This is a genomic window from Rubinisphaera margarita (assembly GCF_022267515.1).
In the GTDB taxonomy this organism is placed as follows: Bacteria; Planctomycetota; Planctomycetia; order Planctomycetales; family Planctomycetaceae; genus Rubinisphaera; species Rubinisphaera margarita.
This window is the reverse complement of sequence record NZ_JAKFGB010000015.1, coordinates 146,882-167,677: the sequence shown is the minus strand read 5'-3', so window position 1 is coordinate 167,677 and position 20,796 is coordinate 146,882. Positions and strand designations below refer to the sequence as shown.

The 20,796-nt window shown below is 58.9% G+C and carries 18 protein-coding genes; 7 read left to right on the top strand and 11 right to left on the bottom strand.

The genetic code is table 11. From position 1 onward, the window contains the following. Positions 1 to 24 precede the first annotated feature (24 nt). Together L1A08_RS16970 and L1A08_RS16965 are read left to right on the top strand one after the other, a co-directional pair. The gene (locus L1A08_RS16970) at positions 25 to 387 is read left to right on the top strand and encodes a Rieske (2Fe-2S) protein (protein WP_238757694.1); all 363 of its coding nucleotides are present in this window, start codon (positions 25 to 27) and stop codon (positions 385 to 387) included. A gap of 44 nt (positions 388 to 431) precedes the next feature. Beyond that, positions 432 to 1,070, top strand: a complete 639-nt coding sequence (locus tag L1A08_RS16965) for a hypothetical protein (RefSeq protein ID WP_238757692.1) — start codon at positions 432 to 434, stop codon at positions 1,068 to 1,070. Here the strand turns inward: L1A08_RS16965 and L1A08_RS16960 are convergent. Continuing rightward, on the bottom strand, positions 1,031 to 2,452 hold the full coding sequence (locus L1A08_RS16960) for a DUF1501 domain-containing protein (RefSeq protein ID WP_238757691.1): 1,422 nt from the start codon (positions 2,450 to 2,452) through the stop codon (positions 1,031 to 1,033). The two genes, L1A08_RS16965 and L1A08_RS16960, sit on opposite strands and share 40 nt — an antisense overlap. Before the next feature lie 15 nt (positions 2,453 to 2,467). Continuing rightward, positions 2,468 to 5,296 carry a PSD1 and planctomycete cytochrome C domain-containing protein gene (locus L1A08_RS16955; protein WP_238757689.1) on the bottom strand — a complete coding sequence of 943 codons (2,829 nt, stop codon included), beginning with the start codon at positions 5,294 to 5,296 and terminating at the stop codon, positions 2,468 to 2,470. A 284-nt stretch (positions 5,297 to 5,580) separates the two neighbouring features. Here L1A08_RS16955 and L1A08_RS16950 point away from each other — a divergent pair, with 284 nt between their 5' ends. Continuing rightward, complete coding sequence (locus L1A08_RS16950; RefSeq protein ID WP_238757687.1) at positions 5,581 to 5,862, top strand: DUF427 domain-containing protein; 282 nt, start codon at positions 5,581 to 5,583, stop codon at positions 5,860 to 5,862. On the opposite strand, the gene L1A08_RS16945 is transcribed toward L1A08_RS16950, so the two are convergent. Beyond that, positions 5,863 to 6,939 (bottom strand): DUF502 domain-containing protein, encoded by a 1,077-nt coding sequence (locus tag L1A08_RS16945; protein WP_238757686.1) that lies wholly within the window; start codon positions 6,937 to 6,939, stop codon positions 5,863 to 5,865. A 236-nt stretch (positions 6,940 to 7,175) separates the two neighbouring features. Between L1A08_RS16945 and L1A08_RS16940 the strand changes: the two genes are divergently transcribed. From L1A08_RS16940 to L1A08_RS16930, 3 genes are all read left to right on the top strand, one after another. Beyond that, positions 7,176 to 8,150, top strand: coding sequence for a ferredoxin--NADP reductase (locus tag L1A08_RS16940; RefSeq protein WP_238757684.1), 975 nt, complete (start codon positions 7,176 to 7,178; stop codon positions 8,148 to 8,150). A gap of 144 nt (positions 8,151 to 8,294) precedes the next feature. Further along, the gene (locus L1A08_RS16935) at positions 8,295 to 8,840 is read left to right on the top strand and encodes a class I SAM-dependent methyltransferase (protein WP_238757682.1); all 546 of its coding nucleotides are present in this window, start codon (positions 8,295 to 8,297) and stop codon (positions 8,838 to 8,840) included. A gap of 309 nt (positions 8,841 to 9,149) precedes the next feature. Continuing rightward, entirely contained in the window at positions 9,150 to 9,794 is a 645-nt protein-coding gene (locus L1A08_RS16930) for a lysophospholipid acyltransferase family protein (RefSeq protein ID WP_238757681.1), read from the top strand. A 7-nt stretch (positions 9,795 to 9,801) separates the two neighbouring features. Here the strand turns inward: L1A08_RS16930 and msrB are convergent, their stop codons facing one another. From msrB to L1A08_RS16915, 3 genes are all read right to left on the bottom strand, one after another. Beyond that, the gene (gene msrB, locus L1A08_RS16925) at positions 9,802 to 10,965 is read right to left on the bottom strand and encodes a peptide-methionine (R)-S-oxide reductase MsrB (RefSeq protein ID WP_238757679.1); all 1,164 of its coding nucleotides are present in this window, start codon (positions 10,963 to 10,965) and stop codon (positions 9,802 to 9,804) included. Between the two features lie 133 nt (positions 10,966 to 11,098). Further along, complete coding sequence (locus tag L1A08_RS16920; protein WP_238757678.1) at positions 11,099 to 11,236, bottom strand: hypothetical protein; 138 nt, start codon at positions 11,234 to 11,236, stop codon at positions 11,099 to 11,101. A gap of 308 nt (positions 11,237 to 11,544) precedes the next feature. After that, the gene (locus L1A08_RS16915; RefSeq protein WP_238757676.1) at positions 11,545 to 14,226 is read right to left on the bottom strand and encodes a PVC-type heme-binding CxxCH protein; all 2,682 of its coding nucleotides are present in this window, start codon (positions 14,224 to 14,226) and stop codon (positions 11,545 to 11,547) included. Between the two features lie 252 nt (positions 14,227 to 14,478). Here L1A08_RS16915 and L1A08_RS16910 point away from each other — a divergent pair, with 252 nt between their 5' ends. Next, a complete protein-coding gene (locus L1A08_RS16910) occupies positions 14,479 to 15,498 on the top strand; it encodes a ThuA domain-containing protein (protein WP_238757675.1) in 1,020 nt (339 codons plus the stop codon). Positions 15,499 to 15,725: 227 nt separating this feature from the next. Here L1A08_RS16910 and L1A08_RS16905 read toward each other — a convergent pair whose 3' ends face one another. From L1A08_RS16905 to L1A08_RS16885, 5 genes are all read right to left on the bottom strand, one after another. Then, a complete protein-coding gene (locus tag L1A08_RS16905) occupies positions 15,726 to 16,136 on the bottom strand; it encodes a hypothetical protein (protein ID WP_238757673.1) in 411 nt (136 codons plus the stop codon). A gap of 169 nt (positions 16,137 to 16,305) precedes the next feature. Then, the gene (locus L1A08_RS16900) at positions 16,306 to 17,049 is read right to left on the bottom strand and encodes a 2-phosphosulfolactate phosphatase (protein WP_238757672.1); all 744 of its coding nucleotides are present in this window, start codon (positions 17,047 to 17,049) and stop codon (positions 16,306 to 16,308) included. Between the two features lie 81 nt (positions 17,050 to 17,130). Further along, the gene (locus L1A08_RS16895; protein WP_238757670.1) at positions 17,131 to 18,582 is read right to left on the bottom strand and encodes a serine/threonine protein kinase; all 1,452 of its coding nucleotides are present in this window, start codon (positions 18,580 to 18,582) and stop codon (positions 17,131 to 17,133) included. 200 nt (positions 18,583 to 18,782) lie between these two features. Then, positions 18,783 to 20,291 carry a serpin family protein gene (locus tag L1A08_RS16890; protein ID WP_238757669.1) on the bottom strand — a complete coding sequence of 503 codons (1,509 nt, stop codon included), beginning with the start codon at positions 20,289 to 20,291 and terminating at the stop codon, positions 18,783 to 18,785. Between the two features lie 33 nt (positions 20,292 to 20,324). Then, positions 20,325 to 20,546, bottom strand: a complete 222-nt coding sequence (locus tag L1A08_RS16885) for a DUF1653 domain-containing protein (RefSeq protein ID WP_238757668.1) — start codon at positions 20,544 to 20,546, stop codon at positions 20,325 to 20,327. Between the last annotated feature and the right edge of the window lie 250 nt (positions 20,547 to 20,796).

The window sequence follows — 20,796 nt, the reverse complement described above, 5'->3', positions numbered from 1 at the left end:
CCGGCGATCGTCATAATTCGGCCTATGAACGATCCGCAGAATACCGACGCACACACCGATTACGAGTTCCATCCAGCCGCGAAGCTCGACGAGCTGAAGGACGGACAGGGCACGTCGGTCCGCATTGAAGGGCACGTGATCGGCCTGTTCAAATCGAATAACGAACACTTCGCCATCAGCGATTTCTGCCCGCATCAGGGAGCCTCCCTCTCCGGCGGCTACGTCGAAGACGGCCTCGTGATGTGCCCGTGGCACGCCTGGAAGTTCCGCCTCAACGACGGCGCCTGGGCCGACTCCCCGAAGTCCCCCCTCCGCTGCCAGACATACCCGATCAAGATCGTCGACGACCAGATCCTGGTGGGTGTCCCGAAGGAACAGCCCAGGTAGCCGGTCCACTGGAGTGGCTATTAGTTTCACCACAGAGGCACAGAATGCAGAATCCAGCCTGGTCACAGCAGACACTGCTGAAGGTCGGAGGCAGTCTCCTCAACTGGCCCGAGTTGTCCGACCGACTGCAGGACGTTCTCGCGACCGTCAGCCATCCGCTATTGCTCGTCGGCGGAGGCACGGCTGCCGATGTGGTCCGCGACTGGGACCGGATTCATCAGCTCGGCGAAGAAATCTCCCACGCGATCGCCATGCAGTCGCTGCAGTTGACCGCCTCGTTACTGGCGAGAACATTGCCAGAATCCGAGGTCTGCACGACTCCAGAAGAATTCTCTCGCCCCTCTTCCACAAAGGTGCCGATCATCGATCCGTCGGGATGGGTGAATCAACTGGAAAAGCACGCGTCACAACCGCTCAAGCCACGCTGGGAGACGACGAGTGATTCGATCGCTCTCTGGATCTGTGGTGAGCTGGGGATCGGCGAACTTTGCCTGTTGAAGTCGGCTGATCGCCCTGCTTCGCTCGACTGGGACGAACTGGCCGCGGCTGGCCTGGTTGATCCGGAGTTTCCGCGACTTCTGGATCACATGCCCCAGCCGCCTGAGATCCGGTGGATCAATCTGCGAACCTGGACGCCGGCGGCTCAGCCGATGAGTTCGGAGATGACCTGTCCGCCAAACTGACTCAGCTGCTTGAACCGGCCGGCGTGGTAGTAGGTCAGCTTGTTGTCATCCAGCCCGAGCAGTCGCAGCAGTGTGACATGGAAGTCGCGGATGTGGTGCACATTCTCGACAGCCGTCGCGCCGAGTTCGTCGGTCGCTCCGATGGTATGTCCGGCTTTGCAGCCGCCGCCTGCCATCCAGACCGTCATCGCATTCGGGTTATGATCGCGACCGTAAGCCAGTCCACCGCCGCGGACTCCGTTGTCGGGTGTGCGGCCGAATTCGCCCATCCAGACGATCAGCGTTTCATCGAGCAGGTCCCGCTCTTTCAGGTCGGCAATCAACGCGGCGATCGGCTTATCGACCGTCGGAATGAGCGCCCCGTGAGCCTTGGCGATGTAATCGTGAGAGTCCCAGGTACTCGCGTAAACCTGCACGAAGCGGACGCCCTTCTCGACCAGCTTCCGGGCCAGAAGGCAACGGCGACCGAAGTTATCGGTCGGCTGCTGGTCGATGCCGTAATTGTCGAGCGTCTGCTGCGTTTCATTGTCGAGACTCAGCACCTCCGGCACCTGCGTCTGCATGCGGAACGCGAGTTCGTAGTTCTGCATGCGAGCCGCCAGATCGGCGTGCTCCGGATGGCGGGCGGCCAGACGCGCGTTGACCTCCTGCAGGTAATCGAGATTCTTTCGCTGATGCTCGCGAGAGATACCGGCTGGCGGGGCGATATCGAGAATCGGCGAGCCCTTCGACCGGAGTGGAGTCCCCTGCAGCGCCGTTGGCAGATAGCCGTTCGACCAGTTGGCGGCTCCCCCTTGCGGGAAGGCAAGTTCGGGCAGCACGATGAAGCCGGGCAGATCGGAATTCTCGGAACCGAGCCCGTACGTTACCCAGGCTCCGATCGACGGATCGCCACCGAAGCGGTTGCCGGTGTTGACGTGATAGTTCGCCGTCGGGTGATTCACCGATTCGACCTGACAGCCGCGATAGAAGCAGAGTTCATCGGCGACTTGGGGAAGATGCTCCCAGCGATCGCACATATCGGCTCCACTCTCGCCGTGCTTCGCGAACTTGAACGGACTCTCGACGTAGTACCGCTTCCCGCTGCTCATCGCCGACTGGCGTTCGCCGTTCCGCTGAAACTCCTGCATATGCAGTTCGCTCAACTTCGGCTTCGGGTCGAACGTATCGACGTGCGACGGGCCCCCTTCCATGTACAGGAAGATGCAGTGCTTCGCCTTCGCTTCCGGAAAGTGCGGGCCGCGACTCGCGGTGGAACCCTGCTCCGACGCGGCTTGAGCGAGCATCGAAGAGAACGCAACGGGGCCGAGACTCGCCGTCAGCGAGTAAAGGAAATCGCGACGGGCGAACATCGGGCCGTTTTGTGGTGAGTTCGGATTCATAATGGGTACTCCACGTCAGTAGACGTAGATGAATTCATTGGCATTCAGCAGGACCAGGCAGACATCGGCCAGGCCTCGGGTTTCGACGTCGACATCCGCCAGTTGCGTATCAGGCACGTAGTCCTTGTAGGCGACCAGTTCTTCGGTGAACGTGAAGGGCTCGCCGGTGTTCTCATCGACGGCTTCCCGCACGACTTTCGTCGGGAACTCCACCGCAGGCACCGTGGTCGTACGATGCACCGACTTCATCTGCTCCCAGTGGTTCAGGGCGAGCTCGATCTCCTGATCGGCAGGGAAGCGTCCGAATGTCAGCCGGTACACCCGTTTGATGGCCGCTTCCGGCGAATCGGTTTCGTTGCTGACTCGCACCGCGAGAGCGACCGCCCGATCATAAGCTTCCTGTCCGTTCATCAGCGCAAACACCTGCGGCGTGATGTTCGACTGATCTCGAAGTTCGCAGCTCGTTTCGGAACCGGGCTGGTTGAAGATCTCCATGAACGGCAGCCGATGCCCGCGCAGGTTATGAACGTAGATCGAACGGCGGTTACGTTGTTCAGGCAGCGGATTCGGCACCCAGCTCGGGGCAAATGTCCCCATGATCATGCGGGGCTGCAGAGCGGCTTCGAGGTTCATGTCGGGACGAATCGGAATCCCGCCCAATTCCCGATTGAGCTCGCCACTGGCGGCCAGCATGACATCGCGAATCTCTTCCGCTTCGAGCCGGCGGGGCAGAAAGACGGCGTACGACGAACTCGTCGGATCAAGCTCGGCGAGCGACGCCGCTTCAGGATGAACGCTGTCCCGTTTCCAGACGCGAGAGTTGAGAATGAGGCGATGCAGATCTTTGATCGACCAGCCATTGCGGACGAACTCGACGGCCAGCCAGTCGAGCAGTTCGGGATGCGTCGGCTTCTTCCCGGTTGCTCCGAAGTTGTTCGGATTGCCCGCGATGCCTCGCCCAAAGTGATACGACCAGATGCGGTTCACGACCACTCGAGTGGACAACGGATTGTCGGGCGAAGTGATCCAGTCAGCCAGCGCACTGCGGCGGCCCGCATACTCAGCGGGAACGGAGATGTCGGTCTTCATCGGAACCGCACTGAGGACATCCGGTTTCACCGGGATGGTCGGCGAGAAGGGATCGCCGCCGGCGAGAATCGCCGTCTGTTCCAGCTCACCCTGCTTCAACGGATCGGCCGGCATGTCGATGCGATTGTAGTTTGCGGAAGGCTTGCGGGTCTTTCCGTTGTAGACCGTGAAAGCGACCGGCTTGTAGCGATCGAACTCCCACGTGAACCGGTTCTGCCATTTCCGCCCGATCCGTTCCTGGCCGTACAGCTGTGGCCCGAACAATGTCGTGGGCGGCATCTCCTCTTCACTGGCTCCCGCTTTGCGAGCTTCATTACGCGATTTGTACGGCAGCCCCTGGGCAGCGAACCATTCCGTTTCGAGCCGCTGCCGTTCCGCATTGATGCTCTTGAGCAGTTGCTGGTTGATCTGATGCCGCTGCTGATGGTACGTCCGGTCTTCCTTCATTCCCTTCAGGTTCTCACGCGGCAACCAGGTCGTCTCGACTTCGGAAAACTGTGTCGTCGCGAAAATCGCCTGCATCGAGTAGAAGTCGCGGGTCGGGATCGGATCGAACTTATGGTCGTGACACCGGCAGCACTGCAGCGCCTGTCCCAGAAAGACCTGCCCGACGGTATCAGTGATGTCATCCAGAAAGAGTTGCCGTGTGATCTTCGCAACACTCATTCCGGTGTGCTCCCACGGGCCCATCCGCAGGAACCCAGCGGCGATCCGCAACTCGGCTTTCTCGGTTTCACTCAAGGAGTGTCCCGCTTCTTCGGCTTGAACGATCAGTTCATCACCGGCAAGCTGTTCGGTCACGAAGCGATCGTACGGTTTGTCATCGTTGAACGCGCGCACCACATAGTCGCGATACCGCCACGTGTTGGGGCGTTCGTAGTCGTTGGCGTAGCCAGAGCTGTCGGCATAGCGGACGACATCGAGCCAGTGACGAGCCCACTGTTCGCCATAGTGAGGACTTTCGAGCAGACGATCGACGAGAGCCGCGAAGGCGGTGTCGTCGTCGCGGTCATCGTTCAGGAACTGATCAATCTCCTCCGGCGTCGGCGGCAACCCGGTCAGGTCGAGCGTCACGCGGCGGATCAGAGTGAGACGATCGGCCTGAGGAGCCGGGGTGATGCCCCGCTCTTCGAGTTGCTGATCGATATACACATCGATCGGGTTTCCCGACTTCCCTGCGAGCGGCGGGAACTCCTGCTTCAGCGGCTGGAAGGCCCACAGATCTTCCGGCTTGTATTTGCGATTCGTCCACGCATCGCTGAGACCGCCGCTGGTCGGCACGGTGATCCCCTCGGCATGAGCGGAATAGATCTCAGCCACCCGGGCTTCATCCGGCCAGGGAGCGCCGGCGTTGATCCAGTCGCGGACGGCCCAGATTTCTTCTTCGGTCAGCTTCTCGGCTTCTTTGGGAGGCATCTCCATGCCTTCGTACTCGCGGCTGATCAGCATCATCAATTCGCTCGCAGCCGCATCGCCGACATGCACGACCTCTTCCCCGAACGACTCGCCACCACGAATCAGTGTCTCCCGCGAGGTCAGATCGAATCCCCCTTCCTGTTCGTCGAGATTGGACGAATGACAGGCGACGCACTTCGTTTCCAGCAGCGGTTTGACAGTGAGCGCGAACAGCTTTTCGCCTTCGGTCGGTTCTTCCGCGAGCACGGGCCGCGTGCAGAAGACGAGCATCAACAGCGAACCGATCAGGGCCCTTGCTGCCGGGAGTACGAGCCGGGATGGGGATCTTCGCAGGGACATACGCTTCTCACCGGTGGACTTCGGCTGGAACGGAATTGAACGTCGTCCACTCAGAACGACGGAGAGCGGCTCGCTCTGGGAAACAGATCAGTCCATCGCCGCCATGGAACGGAAGCTCTTCATTGGGGGAACCTCCCAGTATATCCAATTGCGCTGATGAGTATCAAATCCTGTCTGCCGGCGAGAGCTGGGAAAGAGGTTGGCAGACGAGACGGGCGGCCTATAGTCGTAAGTGGAAACGATCGACTACGGTAGACCGACACATCTCATTCAAGGAGCAGAAGATGCCACAGGCCATCTGGAACGGGACGGTCATTGCGGAGAGTGACGCGACGCGGGTCGTTGAGGGGAATCACTACTTTCCGCCCGATTCGCTGAAACCGGAGTACTTCCGTCCGAGTGAGCATCATTCCGTGTGCGGCTGGAAGGGGACGGCCAGTTATTACGATGTCGAAGTCGATGGTCGCGTGAATGCGAACGCGGCCTGGTACTATCCCGAGCCGAAACCACAGGCAGCCGAGATCGGCGATTACGTCGCCTTCTGGAACGGCGTGGAAGTTCGCTGACTAGTCCTCATCCACCGGCGGAGCGGCGATGGCGGTCTCCTGGGCTTCGAGTCGAATCTTGAAGCGTTCCGGTGTGAACCGCTGATGGGGCGGCACGAGCACGCCGCACGAAACGATGTACTGAAACGCCTGATCGACGGTCAGATCGAGGTCAACCGTTTCACTCTTGGGAACCGACATCGTGTAGCCGGTCATCGGCATCGGGGAGGTCGGGACGAGAATCGAAATGCACGGCTCCCCGGCTTTGGTCGAGACATCGAGCAGGCTTTCCCCGGTGACAAACCCAAGTGACCAGATCCCTTTTCGCGGATACTCGAAGGCGACCACTTTGCGGACTTCGATCTGGTTCTCTGAAAAGAGAAAATCAGTCACCTGCTTCACCGAGCCATACACGTGCCTCACAACTGGCAGACTGCTGATGAACAGCGACTCGAACTTGTGCACAAACCACCCGCCGAGGCGAACGGTCACAATGCGGCCGAGCAGATAGATCAGCAGCAACAACAGACAGACGGCAATCATGCTGAGCGGGAACAACCCCGGGAAATGCTTGGCGGCGATCAGCTCCATATTGAAGCCGGTGCGGGAGCGAGGCATCTGGCCCAACGGCGTGTCCTGAGCGACGATGAGATAGTCGCCGTAACGAAAAGCCGCCTGTCCGACCGGCACATAGACATCGTCCAGGTTCAACGCGGCCTGCCGGTCTTCTTCACTGACGATCCGCCCCTCTTCGGCACGAATCCGTCTGAGCCGCTCGAGATAGAGATCCTGCACCGCGGGCTTCACGCGATAATCGCGTCCGCTGTAAGGAAGGACCGGACCGGTAGGCAGATTGACCAGACCATCGAGCGGGTGCGAATAGTCGAGCACCTGGGCGGCGGCGAACATGACCAGCGTGTTCGTCGGTTTGATGATGTAGGTATACAGCAAACTCACGAGCCAGAGCAGAATGACCAGCGTCAGCACGCTCGGCAGGATGATTGCCAGACCTCGCAGAAAGACTTTCCCGGCGGTCAGGCGACGGTGAGGGGCGGCGGAAGCAGGGGTGTCGATGCGACGTCTCCTGTCGGATTTCAATGAACGGGGGAGCTTCTCGAGTGCTGCGTGAATTCTAAGTGCTCCCTGCAAAAAGAGAAGGGAGGCTCTCGCCAGTCTTCCTGACCGCTACGATCCGGTAACACCCTCCCTTCAGTTGAAAATTTGACAATATCGCATAATCGATCTTTGATGGCTTTGGACGGAACGGTAATCTTGAGCGTACAATTGCCGAAAGAGTTGTGACTGACTCCGAACCCCTTCGGAAAGACCTTTTTATGGCTACGTCGTTTTCCGCCGCCAACTCGTCCGAGACACTGGATGTCGAAGAGCTGCGGCAGCAGCACTACAATGCGACCGTGTTGAGTGTGGACCGCATTCACGAGACTCTGCTGCGGATGCGGGTCCAGTCCGATGAAGGTCCGATGGACTACGAGCCGGGACAGTACACCGCTCTAGCTCTCGGCGCCTGGGAGCCCCGCTTCGATGGCGCCTCGTCTCTCGAACCGGACGTGATGGCCAAGCTGATCAAGCGGGCCTACTCGATCTCCTGTCCGTTGCTGGACGCGAAGAAAGAACTCGTCTGCTGCCGGGATTACGATGAAGTCGAGTTTTACATCACGCTGGTCCCGAAGCCGGATCACGAATCCCCCCGCCGTCCGCCGCTGACGCCGCGACTGTTCAACCTGCGTGAAGGCGACCGCCTGCAGATGAACCGGCACGTGGTTGGCCATTACACACTCGAACCGGTCGGCCCGGAAGACAACGTGATCTTCGCCGCGACCGGAACGGGGGAAGCTCCGCACAACGCCATGTCAGCCGAGCTGTTGCGACGTGGACATCGCGGCAACATCGCCTCGATGACCTGTGTTCGATATCGCCAGGACGCCGGCTACCTGTGGGAACAGATTCTGTTGAACGAGAAGTTCGCCAATTATCGTTACAACGTCTTCACGACGCGCGAGAAGGTCAACATGGATCAGAACGATCCAAACTTCGTCGGCAAGCAGTATCTGCAGGACATCATCCGTCCCGAAGTCTTTGAACGCGAATTTGGCTGGACGCCCGACCCGAAGAACACGCATGTGTTTCTCTGCGGCAACCCCGACATGATCGGGATCCCCAAGAAGGGATCCGACGGAGAACTCGAATTCCCACCGAATCCCGGCATGGTCGAACTGCTTCTCGGCCAGGACTTCGAACTCGACCAGCCCCGCCAGCCGGGCAATATCCACTTCGAGAAGTACTGGTAGGCCGCTCCGTCATTTCAGCAAAGGCCCCTCCGCCCGCGTTCGCGTTGGGGTTTGCGCACGCGCACCAGTCCGACGTTCGATAAAGCACCTTCACATCGGTGAAGCGTGGCTTCGTGTTCGCGACTCGAACGGACCAGGCGGCCGATGAATCTGTATCAGACTCTCACCCGCGCGGAAGCCATTCCCGGGTACATGACAAAGTCCGAACTCAAGTGGCTGGCGGAGACTTCTCGCTCGCTTCCCGCCGGAGCTCACTGGGCCGAGATCGGTTCTCTCTGCGGTCGAAGTCTGCTGGCCGTCGGATTGCAGTTGCCGCCGACCTCGACGCTCGTTTCGGTTGACTTGAACTGGGGAAGTGAACTGCGGGCCGGAATCACGGCTCATCAGGTGTTCGACGAGCTGGCCCGCACGCGGAAGGCCGAACTCGAACTGCATGCCATCCGAGGGGCGTCCGTTAGCGTCGCCGAGATGTTCGCGGACCACTGGTTCGATGTCGTCTTCATCGATGCGGCTCATGATTACGACAATGTCTGCGCCGATGTGCGGGCGTGGCAGCGAACTGTGAAGCCGGGCGGTCTGCTGTGCGGTCACGACTACTCTCGGGACTGGCCCGATGTGAAACGGGTGGTCGATGAGCTGTTTCCGCAACGGGAGGTCATCGGCAGTATCTGGATGCAGCGAATTCAGTGAACACGCGTTCGATCTCGCCCCCGGCGGACGTTTATGCTAGCTTCCCGGCTCTTCCGAAATCCGACTGGGTGTCGGGGTCGGTCCTGGAGCAAATTCAAAATTCGACGGCAGGCGTTTGCAGGAGCAAACTCAGCATGGCAGGGGACTGGCGCCCCATGCGACTGCAGGAGAAGCATGAAAATGCTCTAACGAAGGTGTGCTTCGCCGATCACGTCATTCCCTCCTTGTTCCGCTGCGGAAAGCAGGTCGATCCCCTTGCGAATTAGAAGTCGTGCTCTCGAGCCCGTAGTGGCCTGGGGAGCGGTCCTATTGTTCAAGCTGCTGTACTTCACGCTCCGGAAGGACGTCCGTCTCGCGGACGAAGAGGCGAACCCGTACGCCCCGGTTTCCGGCCGAACCTTCACGTTCTGCGTCTGGCACGATTCCCTGCTCTCCCCACTGTTTATCGCCCGGCAACCGGCCACGATGGCCCTGGTCGGCGGACATCGAGACGGAACGTTTCTGGCCAACTCGCTGAAGAACATCGGCATTACGACCGCGCGCGGATCCACCTCGGCTGGCGGAACGGCGGCGGTTCGTGAGTTGATGCAGGAAGGGCAAGGCCGTCATCTGGTGCTGACGCCGGACGGACCACGCGGACCACGCCGCGAAATGAAGACGGGCTGTGCATTCCTGGCCGCGAAGACACAGAAACCGGTCGTGCCGACCGCGTTTGTCTGCAGCAGATCCTGGTCGATCGGGACCGGCTGGACCGATCTCGCGATCCCGGTCCCGTTCTCCAAAGTGCTGGCACTCACCGGACCGGCCATCGAGATCCCCCGCAAAGTCAGCCGCGAGGAACTCGAGCAATGGACGGCGAAAATTCAGCAGGAAATGGATGCCATTCAGATTCGAGCCGCAGAACTAATCGGCAAAACGACTCCGGCACCGCCAGTCGCCGAAAAAGCCGCCTGACAGGCTCTTACTCTTTGCCGCCCTCGTCGCTTTCACTCGGCTCGAAGTCGAGAGCCGCCGAGTTGATACAGTACCGCAACCCGGTCGGCTGAGGCCCATCGTTAAAGACGTGGCCGAGGTGGGCATCGCAGCGATCGCACTTCACTTCGGTCCGACTCATGAAGAAGCTTTTGTCGGTTTCCAGAGCGATGTTCTCGCTGTTATACGGCTGCCAGTAGCTGGGCCAGCCTGTTCCGGACTCGAACTTCGTCTTCGAATCGAACAGTGCTGCTCCACAGCAGACGCAACGGTAAACACCTTCTTCGTGGTTATCCCAGTAGGCTCCCGTGAAAGCTCGCTCGGTCCCCTTCTGACGGGTAACGTGATACTGCTCCGGAGTCAGCTGTTCTTTCCACTCGGCGTCCGACTTCTCGATCTTCCCGGACTCCTGTCCGGCATCCTTGTCGCCAGCCGGCTGCTCGGCTCCTTTGAGTTTCGATTTGAAAGTCTTGCGGAACTTCTCGATCTTGGGAGCGATCACCGCCTGACAGTACGGCTGAGCCGGATTCTGAGCGAAGTAGTTCTGGTGATACTCTTCGCCCCCGTAGAAGGCCTCGAAGGGGCTGATCTCGGTGACGATCGGCTTCTTGAAAACGCCGGAGTTATCGAGCTGCTTCTTGTATTCTTCGGCAATCTGCTTCTGTTCGTCGTCGTGATAGAAAACGACCGAACGATACTGCGGGCCGATGTCGGCTCCCTGCTGGTTCGGCGTGGTCGGATCGTGTGTCTTCCAGAAGACCTCAAGCAGGTCGGCAAAGGTCACTCGGATCGGGTCGTAGGTGATCTGCACGACTTCGGCGTGTTCGGTTTTGCCGGAGCAGACGGTCTTGTAGTTGGCTGTCGCTTCAGAGCCTCCGGAGTAACCGGATTCCACGGAGATGACACCCTGGAGTTCCTGAAACACCGCTTCGGTGCACCAGAAGCAGCCTGAACCAAACGTGGCCACCGCGGTATTCTGGGACTGCTCTGCGGACATCGGCCGATCCTCTTCCTTCGACAAGTTCTGAACCGTCTTCTTATGCTGCGTGACAATCTGCGATTGAATCGAGTTTCGCCATCCGAGCACGATGCCCCCCGCGATCATGACTCCAACCACAGAGAGCAAGATGGTGCGTGTTCGTTGTGCCAGCATTCGCATTCCTCGTATTCCAGTTTCGATCCGTCTGAACGTGCATCTTGTCGTTCCGGAAGGGAGACGACAAGTCCAGATGGGACCTGCCCGGCCAGCTGGCCCAGGGCAACTGTGTGATCGCAAACTCTGAAATTCAGAAACTGACGGTCGAAACCGATCCGGAACTGACAGGGGTTTCTTCGGTCAATGGTTCGTCCTGCCCCAGACGCCAGGCTCGCAGCCCGATCAGCAGGAACATGACCACAATGAGACCGAGGACGAACTTTTGCATGTCAACAAGCTCCCTCCGCATGGCAAACCTCCTGCCCGATTATACGCAGGCTCAGCCCGCCGCGTTTGTAATTTGCTTTACAGAACAGGCGTTTGAACAGGTTTTGCCATCCCACTTCGAAAGGCTCTCTCCGAAGCGACCTAAACCGTTACCAATGGAGGACTTCAGGATCGCTACAACCGGAGCAGGCCGAGTGGTCTTACCAGATAATTCTGCCGATCTTCGACCGACACTTGGGGCGGATTCCGTCACGGCTCGCCGCTCGGGCACCACCGATAGAACCGGCGGAGCCCGAGCCGTCCGTACGATTATTGCTCCAGAGCCCGCATCGTCTCGTCGAGCGTGTACTGCAGATAATCGTCGACATCGTTGGCCAGCACTTCGAGAGCCAGCTCCATGGCGGCTTCCCCTTCCATGAAGCTGAGGGCCCGCACCGCCTCCAGCCGCACCCGCGGGTGAGAATCGGCAATCTGACGGGACACCAGCTGCAGCGGATTGCTGACGTCGTTAATCCAGAACGACAGCACCCGCGTAGCCGCCGCTCGGGCGCGATGATCCTTCGCCTGCAGCAGCTGTTCCAGCAACGGCATGTTGACGTTGTTGTGCGTCTGGTGAACCCACAGCGATTCAAGCAGATGATGCTCGTAATCGGCATGGTTGGCGCTGAGCAGATCCATCCATCGCTTCAGCTGAGGCAGCACGTCCGACGTCTTCCGCTCGGCCAGCTCCCGCCGGGCTCGATAACGCGTCCGGTCTTCCGGCTCTTTGAGCAGCTTCAACAGCTGTTCGATCGAGGCGCCCGCGATCTGCGGCGGTTCGATCAGCGGGCGATCCTTGTATGTCACTCGCCAGATCCGGCCGTGACTGTGATCGCGGTTCGGATCCCGCAGATTATGCTGCAGGTGGCCGATCAGGGCGTTGTGCCAGTCGACGATGTAAATCGAACCATCCGGAGCCATCTGCACATCGACCGGACGGAAGTTGCCATCCTCGCAGGAAACGAGAGGTTCGACTTCCTCGCCGACGAAGCCGGAGCCTTCTTCGCGAACCTTGTGATTCAACACGGCTCGATCGCCAATGCAGTTGGTCACCAGGAAGTTGCCCTGCACGTCATCCGGGAAGTGCCGGCTGGAGATAATCTCGCAACCAGCCGACGGACGGGTCCGCTTTTTGTAGAAGGTCGGGAACAGGAACTTCGGATCGCCTCCGGTTTCCTTGGCCAGACGACGATGCTGGGTTCCTCCCGGGTGCTTGAGCGGATAGTCGATCCGTCCCGACAGCGGAGCCGCCCAGAAGCTGTAGCCCGGCGAAGCATCCGCGATGAAATCCTGTCCCCACTTGTCGAAGACATGTCCCCACGGATTGGAGAAGGCGAAGTTGACGTGCACGCCGAACCGCTCTGTCCGCGGGTCATACTTCCAGATCCCCGCTTCGTGGAGTCGCGTGAGACCGTACGGGCTTTCGACCTGAGAGTACTTGAACGTCCCCTCCTGGAAGTACAAATTGCCCCCCGGCCCCCACTCGAAAGCCGCGAGACCGTGATGGGTATCGGCGGAATCGAAACCGATGAGCTGACGGATTCGCACGTCGGCCTTGTCGTCTCCATCGGTGTCTTTCAGGTACAGGATGTCGGGCTGCATCGCGACATAAACGCCGCCACGCCCGATCTCGAAACCGGTCGGCTGATGCAGACCGTCAGCAAACACCTTGCATTCGTCGGCTCGACCATCCTTGTCGTGATCCTCAAAGATGAGCAGCTTGTCGGCCAGCTCGGTTTTAGGCTTCCAGTGCGGATACGACTGCATCGTCGAAACCCACAGACGTCCTTTGTTGTCAAAGTTCAGGGAGACCGGGTTGGCCAGCTCCGGAAACTGCTCTTCGGATGCGACCAGCTGAATCTCGTAACCCTTGGGCAGCTTGAAATGCTTCATCTGCTCGGCTGAGGTGAGATAGTCGAGCGAGCCAAGCTTGCCGCGTTTGGCGTTCACATCGTCATCGCCGCCCACATTCGTCTTGGGATTGATGAATGGCAGCGTATTGCCGTCGTCGACTTTGTCAGCGACCTGCTGCCCCTGAGCGACTGCCCAGATCCGTTGATCGCGATTGGCCGTCATCTGGTCGAGGATCTCGCGTTCCCGTTCCATCACTTCGCGGTTGCGATAGGTGCCATCCGATCCAGCCGTGCCGCGGGCTCCGTAGATCGAGTAGCCATTAACGGCTCGATAGCGATGCCACCAGTGGAAGTTCTTGTCATCGACTTCCGCCTTCACCGCCGGGTCCACTTGAGTGGGCCCGCCCGAACCGAAGAGGCCTTCGTTCAGAATCGGTGCCAGGGCCCGATATCCGTCCTCATTGAGATGGCAGCCGTTGAGCGTCAGTTGCTCTTTCGAATTCTCGAAGAGCGTCTTCGTCGGATGATACAGGTCAACGAAGCCAGCTCCGGTTTTCCCGGCGACCTCTTTCAGTACCTTCGTGTAGGCTTCGAGATTTCTGTTCTGCTCCGCGCCGGAGGTCACATTTGGATCGCCGATGTCTTCAAATGCGATCGGAGAGATCAGCACGACACGCGGATTCCCCTCGCCGCTGTAGTTCTTTTCCTGCGTTTCCTGAACCAGTCGAGTCATTTCCTCGCGAAACGATTCGAGACCGGCTTCCCCGGCAAACGATTCGTTGAAGCCGAAGAAATACAGCACGACGTCGGCCTTGCTGTGCGCCAGATGCACATCGGGCTCGCCGAAGTTCTGGGAGCGAATTCGCAGAAACGGCTCATCACCGGGGAAGCAGAGGTTCCGAACAACCAGCTGTTTCGCGGCGAAGCGTTGATGCAGCAGGCTTTCCCAGGAATTCTGGTGCTGCATCCGCTCTCCCAGCGCATTGCCCACCAGACAGATACGATCCCCTTTGTTCAACTCCAGTGGAGCAGCAGGTGTCGGGGTGGAGATGAGGGTCAGACTGGCCAACGCGATAAGCAGGGCAGACAGTCGCGACATAATCGGGTGTCCTTTCTCGAAGTCTGCAGAGATGCAGTTCTGAGATGCTGAATGAGAACGAACCTTCTCCGTGAACAAAGAAAGCCGTGCCACGATTGTATAAAGCGGGTTCGATTTGTTAACTCTGTAGCATCCTTTTCCTCATTTCGCCCTCGAACCCACGTCCATCTCCGAAGGCGACCTGTCGAAGAGCGAACGCGTTCAAAACGCGTCGACCGTCCCAATACACCGCCACTAACACTGGAGTCTGATATGCGTTCCTGGATTCTCACCGGCCTGCTGGCTTTGACGTTGACCAGCCCCGCTTCCGCAGCAAAGCCCCTCGTTTACGATGGCTCCGTGGACGGAAAGAAGTCGTCCCACATCGTTTTCCTGGCCGGAGATCATGAGTATCGTTCGGAAGAAACGCTGCCGGCTCTGGCCCGCATCATGGCGAAGCACCATCAATGCAAGTGCACGGTGCTGTTCTCGATTGACAAGGAAACCGGCGAAATCTTCCCCGGCTCCAGCTACATGCCGGGAACCGAAGCTCTGAACGATGCCGATCTGATGGTCATTTTCCTTCGCTTCCAGGACTTCCCGGCCGAGCAGATGCAGCCGATTGTCGATTATCTCGAACGAGGCGGCCCGGTCATCGGACTGCGGACATCAACCCATGCCTTCAAAATCCCGGAAGACTCCCAGTTTGCCCGCTTCGACTATCGCTATCCCGGCAAGGAATTCTTTAACGGCTTCGGACGTCAGATTCTGGGCGAAACATGGGCCGGGCATTACGGCAAGAATCACGTGATGAGCACGCGGCTGAACGTGCGGCCGGAAGCAAAAAACCATCCCATCCTGCGCGGGGTCGAACGGCCATGGGTGGAGTCGGGGGGATACTGGACCGAGCCGATGGCCGACGCCAATGTGCTGGCCAACGCCCAGCCCCTCAACGGAATGACACCGGATTCCCCAATCGCCGAAGACAAAGACCCTTGCCCCGGCGCCTGGACCCGGACGTATCGCAGTGCGAAGGGCAAGCCGGCTCGCGTTTTCACCACGACGTACGGAGCCTCCGAAGATCTGCAGAACGACGACTTCCGCCGGATGATGGTCAACGCCTGCTTCTGGGCCCTGGGTCGGGAAAAAGAAGTCACGCCGACTCTCAATATCGACTTCGTCGGACCGTATCAGCCCACCACATTCGGTCAGAATAAAGATCGACGCCGTGCGAAGCCGGAAGCGCTCGCCGGCTGGGATACGCTGATCTTTCCGACCGAGAAGAAGGACTAGAGCGGATCGCTCTACCGTATGTCCGCGAATGAGCGTTGAATCGCCTGAAACGCTGCATCTTTCGCGGGCCGAACGGTTACACCAAAAAGTAAACTGCTCTAACGCAAATTCAAAATCCGACTGCAGGCGCTTGCAGGAGCAAACTCAGCATGGCAGGGATTGGCGCCCATGCGACTGCAGGAGAAGCATAAAATTGCTTCGGAGCTGGTCTCTTTGAGGAAACAGCTCTAGCTCGCAGGGATCTGCAGCAGCAGAATGAAACCGATTAGAGCAAACAGAGCCACGCCGATCAGCATGTTCCGCATTGTCGTGGCATCAACTTCGTGAGCGGAAACGCGGCGGCGAATCATGCCGTCGCTCCACTCCTGAAACAGCCGCTGAAACTCGACTTCGCTGTTCGTAATCTGAATCCGCGAACCGCGACGGTGATCATCGTAGATCAGCCCCTTCTGGAAAATGCGTTCGCCGGATGGGGTGCGAGTGATCAGCAGAAACTCGAAAATCTGCTTCCACCCCGGTCGCTCAATCGCGATCAGCTCCATGTTCTGCAGCTGATAATCTCCCTGCTGATAGCCCTTCTTGTGCAGATGCCGTTTGATTTCGCGTTCAATGCCCCCGTTGGGCAGTTTGTCCCACATCGCATCTGATCCGGTTAAAAAGCGCCCGGGATCCCACAGCTAACGAATGCATTCGAAAAACGGGATTCCGACCTTCTTAGAAAATAGCGAACGTCCCTGGAGAGACGCCGCGTCTTTCCAGCTTAGCAGTTCTGCGTCGATGCGGGAGACTCCAATCTCCGAAGACTGGTCACTTTAGCGGCGTGATGCGGTTTGCTGTCGGATCCCAGACCGGGACGAGGTCGAGGATATCGACCTGGGCGCAGTAATTGATGTCCTCCCCCATGCCGAGGTTCTGCAGGTTCTGCCCGCCGCGGGAGGACCGGAGTTGCAGCAGGGTTCCATCGAGACGACTGGCAGCGGTGTGATAGACATCGAGACAGATCCGTGTCGGATCGTCGATTGGCAGTTGCTGATTCCGCTGCACCAGTCGGTCGGCCAGCAAACCGGCGAACAGGCAGTCTTCGAGAGTGATATGACCGTCGGTGCCGGCACACATCAGCACGACCGGTTGATTCCCACTCTCCAGCCAGTCGACGACGGCTTCGCAATTCAGAAAGCAGCCGACGGCCACCTGGGCAGCCGAAACACTCCGATGCAGAGCGCGGGTTCCATTTGTCGTAGTGAACACAATCGAACGCCCCGAGACCGTCTCTTCGTCGTATTCCCGGGGAGAGTTTCCGAGATCGAAATCGGGCAGCTTCACGCCTCCCCGTTCTCCGCCCAGCAGCGGGGGGTTGGCCGCCGCGTCCCGTTTGAGCTGATGAGCCGTCTCGACGTCTTCACAGGGAATCACCACTTCGGAGCCGTTCGCCAGCGCCGTGCAAATCGTGCTGGACGCCCGCAGAATATCGATCACCACCACGCGGGAGTTCGCGAGAATTTCGGGAGTGGCCAGTTGAGGCAGCAGACAGGTCGCGAGAGATTGGGGCATTTTCGGCTTTGCACAAAACAGGAGACAGCGGCTTTACGAAGCGGAAAATGACACGATCTCCGGGACTTTGCAAGCTTGAGCCTACTTCCCGACTGCGGTGGGACAGTGGGTCGTGCAGCTCGAGGTGAACGCCGCCTGAGGCACTGCCCGGCTGTCGGCTGAGCCGAAACGCCCGATCGCTAAGCCAGCCGACGACGAGCCGCCGTTTGAGAGTTCTGTCCGAGGCAGCAATCCAATAACGAGCAGGATCAGAGCGGCGGTCGCCAGGCCGACCATCGTCCAGGTCGTTCGATCGACCACGAATTTCTGTTCGCTCTCGAAGACCGGCGGGGCCACAAGAACGGTCGACTGGCTCATGCGGCAGGCATTCACCGTCGACCGGTTGGAACGGCTGCGGATCTCCGAAGCCGCATCGAATGACCAGATGCTGGAAGGCGTCGAACTCTTCGACACGATGCTCGGCATCAGGGGACCGTCAATCACGGTTTCAGTCGTTTGCAGACGTTCGAGCAGTCGCTCAAGGTCGATGATGAGTTCATCGGTCGACTGATAACGCTCCTCGGGCCGCTTGGCGACCATCTGGCAATAGATCCGGTCGAGCTCGGCGTCGATATGCAACGGCAGTTGAGGAATCGGCTCGTCACGATGAGCCAGCACCTTCTCCACCAGAGTGGACCCGGCATACATCGGGTTCCCCGTCAGCAGATAAAACAACGTGCAGCCGAGTGAATAAATATCGCTGCGGGCATCAGCCGAATGGGTATCCAGCGCCTGTTCGGGCGCCATGAAATCGACGGTTCCCATCAATGCCCCATCACCGGTCAGTCCGTCTTCCGTCTGCGATTCCCGTTCGAAGCGAGCCAGACCGAGATCGAGAATCTTCACCTGCCCCTGGGCATCAACCAGCAGATTCTGAGGTTTGATATCCCGGTGAATGACATGGGACCGATGTGCGAACTGCAGTCCGCGAGCCGCCTGCAGAACACAGCTGGTCGTGGCAATCGTGGTCAACGGACCGTGAGTTTTTACGTAAGCCCCCAGATCCTCCCCGGGAATATATTCCATCACGAGGAAGTGCGTTCCCTCAGATTCATCGGCATCGAAGGCGGTCACGATATGCGGATGCGACAGCCGTCCGACGGCAACGATCTCGCGGCGAAATCGCTGCTGCATCTGTTCGTTCTCGGTGTACTTCGAGGACAGCACCTTGAGAGCCACTCGGCGTTTCATGCGGCGATGCTCGGCGAGATAAACGTCGCCCATTCCGCCGGCACCAATCTTGTCGACCAGGACATAGTTCCCCAGCAGCAACGAGTCGCCTTTGCCCGAATACAGACGCATCGCCTGGAAGCGGGTCAGCTCTTTGGCTTTGACCAGACTCTTGAGCCCCTCGGCGACGCTCAGGTTCTCGCGTCGCCAATGGAGCAGAATCTCTTCGAGACGATCGGCGGTGATCACTTCCATTTCGCGAAGCTGCTTCAGAATGCGAAGTGCGGCTGGACGACGGTTGGGGGCAGCAGTGAGGGCGGACACGGGGAAACTCCTCGGCAGGATGTTTTCTTCCTGATCGGACTCGACAGCACATTCCGGCTGCCTTTCACTGACGAGCGAAACGATCCGAATGTCGCACTCTTCCTCAACTTTCTGGCCGATTTGTCGAAATTTCCGACACTTGTTCACCAGAAATGTTGCGAAATGCTACACCTGTGGCGGCGAGCCCCGTTTCTTCTCCTTTATTTGAGCGGATTGATTATGCGCCCGACGAACAGCAGCATGCCGGTTCGATTGTCGCGGATCGCGAAGACGAACGGGTGATCGGCTCGAAACACTTTGGGTTCTTCCGGCTCGATCGGGGCCGACGTCGGAGCCATGACCACGCCGGTCGCGGCAGCCGCTTCGGTCCCCTTCTCGTTCACGTCGACGAAGGCTTTGTGATGGACCGCGGAAATAAATAGATCCCGCCCGCCAGTCATGCCGGTGAAGTCCGCGGCTTCGGCCTTGAACGCCGTCGACATCCCCATCTGCTGAAGAATCGTGCCCAGTTCAAATTGCGAGGTCGTCTTGAACTTCGGCAGATGAACCTGGACCTCGTTCTCCCGATAGACTTCTTCGATCCACGTTCGCACATTCTCAGCCGTCAGCTGCTCTTCCAGCTTCGAAAGTCCGTCGACTTTACGTGGCAGGAAAACGAACATCGAGAAGTTCCGCTCCGCATACGGAAGTTCGAGAACCTGCAGCAGATCGTTCTCGCCGTACTGGAAGGAATCGGCCTGGAACATCATGTCGACATCGATCTTCTCTTCAGCCGCGACATGAAACGGCTCTTTCTTCGTTCGGTCGGCTTTGAACGGGGAATCCCAGTTCCCCAAAAAGTAAACCGCGTTAGTGAGCACGAGCTTCGCAGAGGGTGAAAGTCCGCCCTGCGGAATCAATTCGGTGATCTTCTTTTCGGTCTGCTTGGCGACCCACTCATTGATTCGCTGGCGGGCCGTATCCGCTTTTGTGAAGTCGAGTTCAACCAGTTCGGCTCCATAGTTCGTCCGCGTCACCGTCTGAAACTCGGGAAGGAACTCATAGTTCTCCTGCCCCCAGAGACGGTTGGCGATACGAAGCTCTACGCCGGTCTGCTTCGACGGTTGCCGCCAGAACTCCTGCAGCACCTGCATCCCCTGATGCAGCTGTTCGGCGTCCTTCGGAAAGTGCAGCGTCTCCGCCATCTCGGTCTGCGTTTCTCCAGCCGCACCGGCATAAGTCATCGCCAGAGCGAGCGAAATACTGCCGGGCGAATAGAACAGGTTCCCGTCTTCAGAAGCGAGCTGCGAGTAAAGATCGAGTGCAAACTGATTGCTCCCCTCGACCACGTGCACGGTATCATCGATCAACCCAGTCTGTTCCGAAAGCGCTTCGGCACTGACGTAGCCCTCGATTCCGGAATCAGACAGGACAAGCACATAGCTGCCCGCGTTTTCCAGAATCTCGACCCGTTCACCAGCCGGAATCGTTCCGTCTGCCGGGCGGCTCTGCTGGGGTCCGTCTTTGTAGTACTCGGCATCCGCAATCAGGACATGTCGCCTTGCCGTCTGTTCGCCGGACGGCTGCTCCCGATAGGTCTCGCGATAGTTCTGGAGAGCCAGGCCGATCTGCTTGAGGTTCTGCTTCACGGTTGCCTCATCCACTTCCGGGTTCTTGGAGCATCCGAGTGCCAACAGCACCACCAGACAGGGGATCTGAATCCGTTCCATCGTTGACTCCTGCTCTTGCGCGAGGCCCGTTGTTTATTCGTCCGCCAGAAATTCGAAGCGGGGAATCTGCTTTCCCTTGAACTCGACGTTCTCCGTGAACATCGTCAGCGGCCGAACCCACAGCCCGCGATCTCCGTAGTCGGTTCGATACACGACCAGTTCTTCTTCGGTCTCACTGTGACGGGCCACGCCGAGCACGATGTACTCGGGGCCTTTGTAGTGCCGATATCGGCCGGTGCGAATGCGTTCGGTCATGTTGCGGTGAATCCCTCAGTTTCGACAACAGAGGATCACCTTAGCAGCGGTCGGGTGACTCCCTCATTTCTCATTGTACAGGCGGCCGTCATATCTGAACATGCACAACCCGACCAGCTGGCGCGGTCGGTCAACGTCGCACATTGATTGCGGTCTGCGAGGCGGAAACCTCACTGGCCGCTTTCGGTGAGCCAGCAACAGCCCGCCTTTCAAGACGCGTTCTAGCATTGATTGCAGTCCCGTTCGCAGT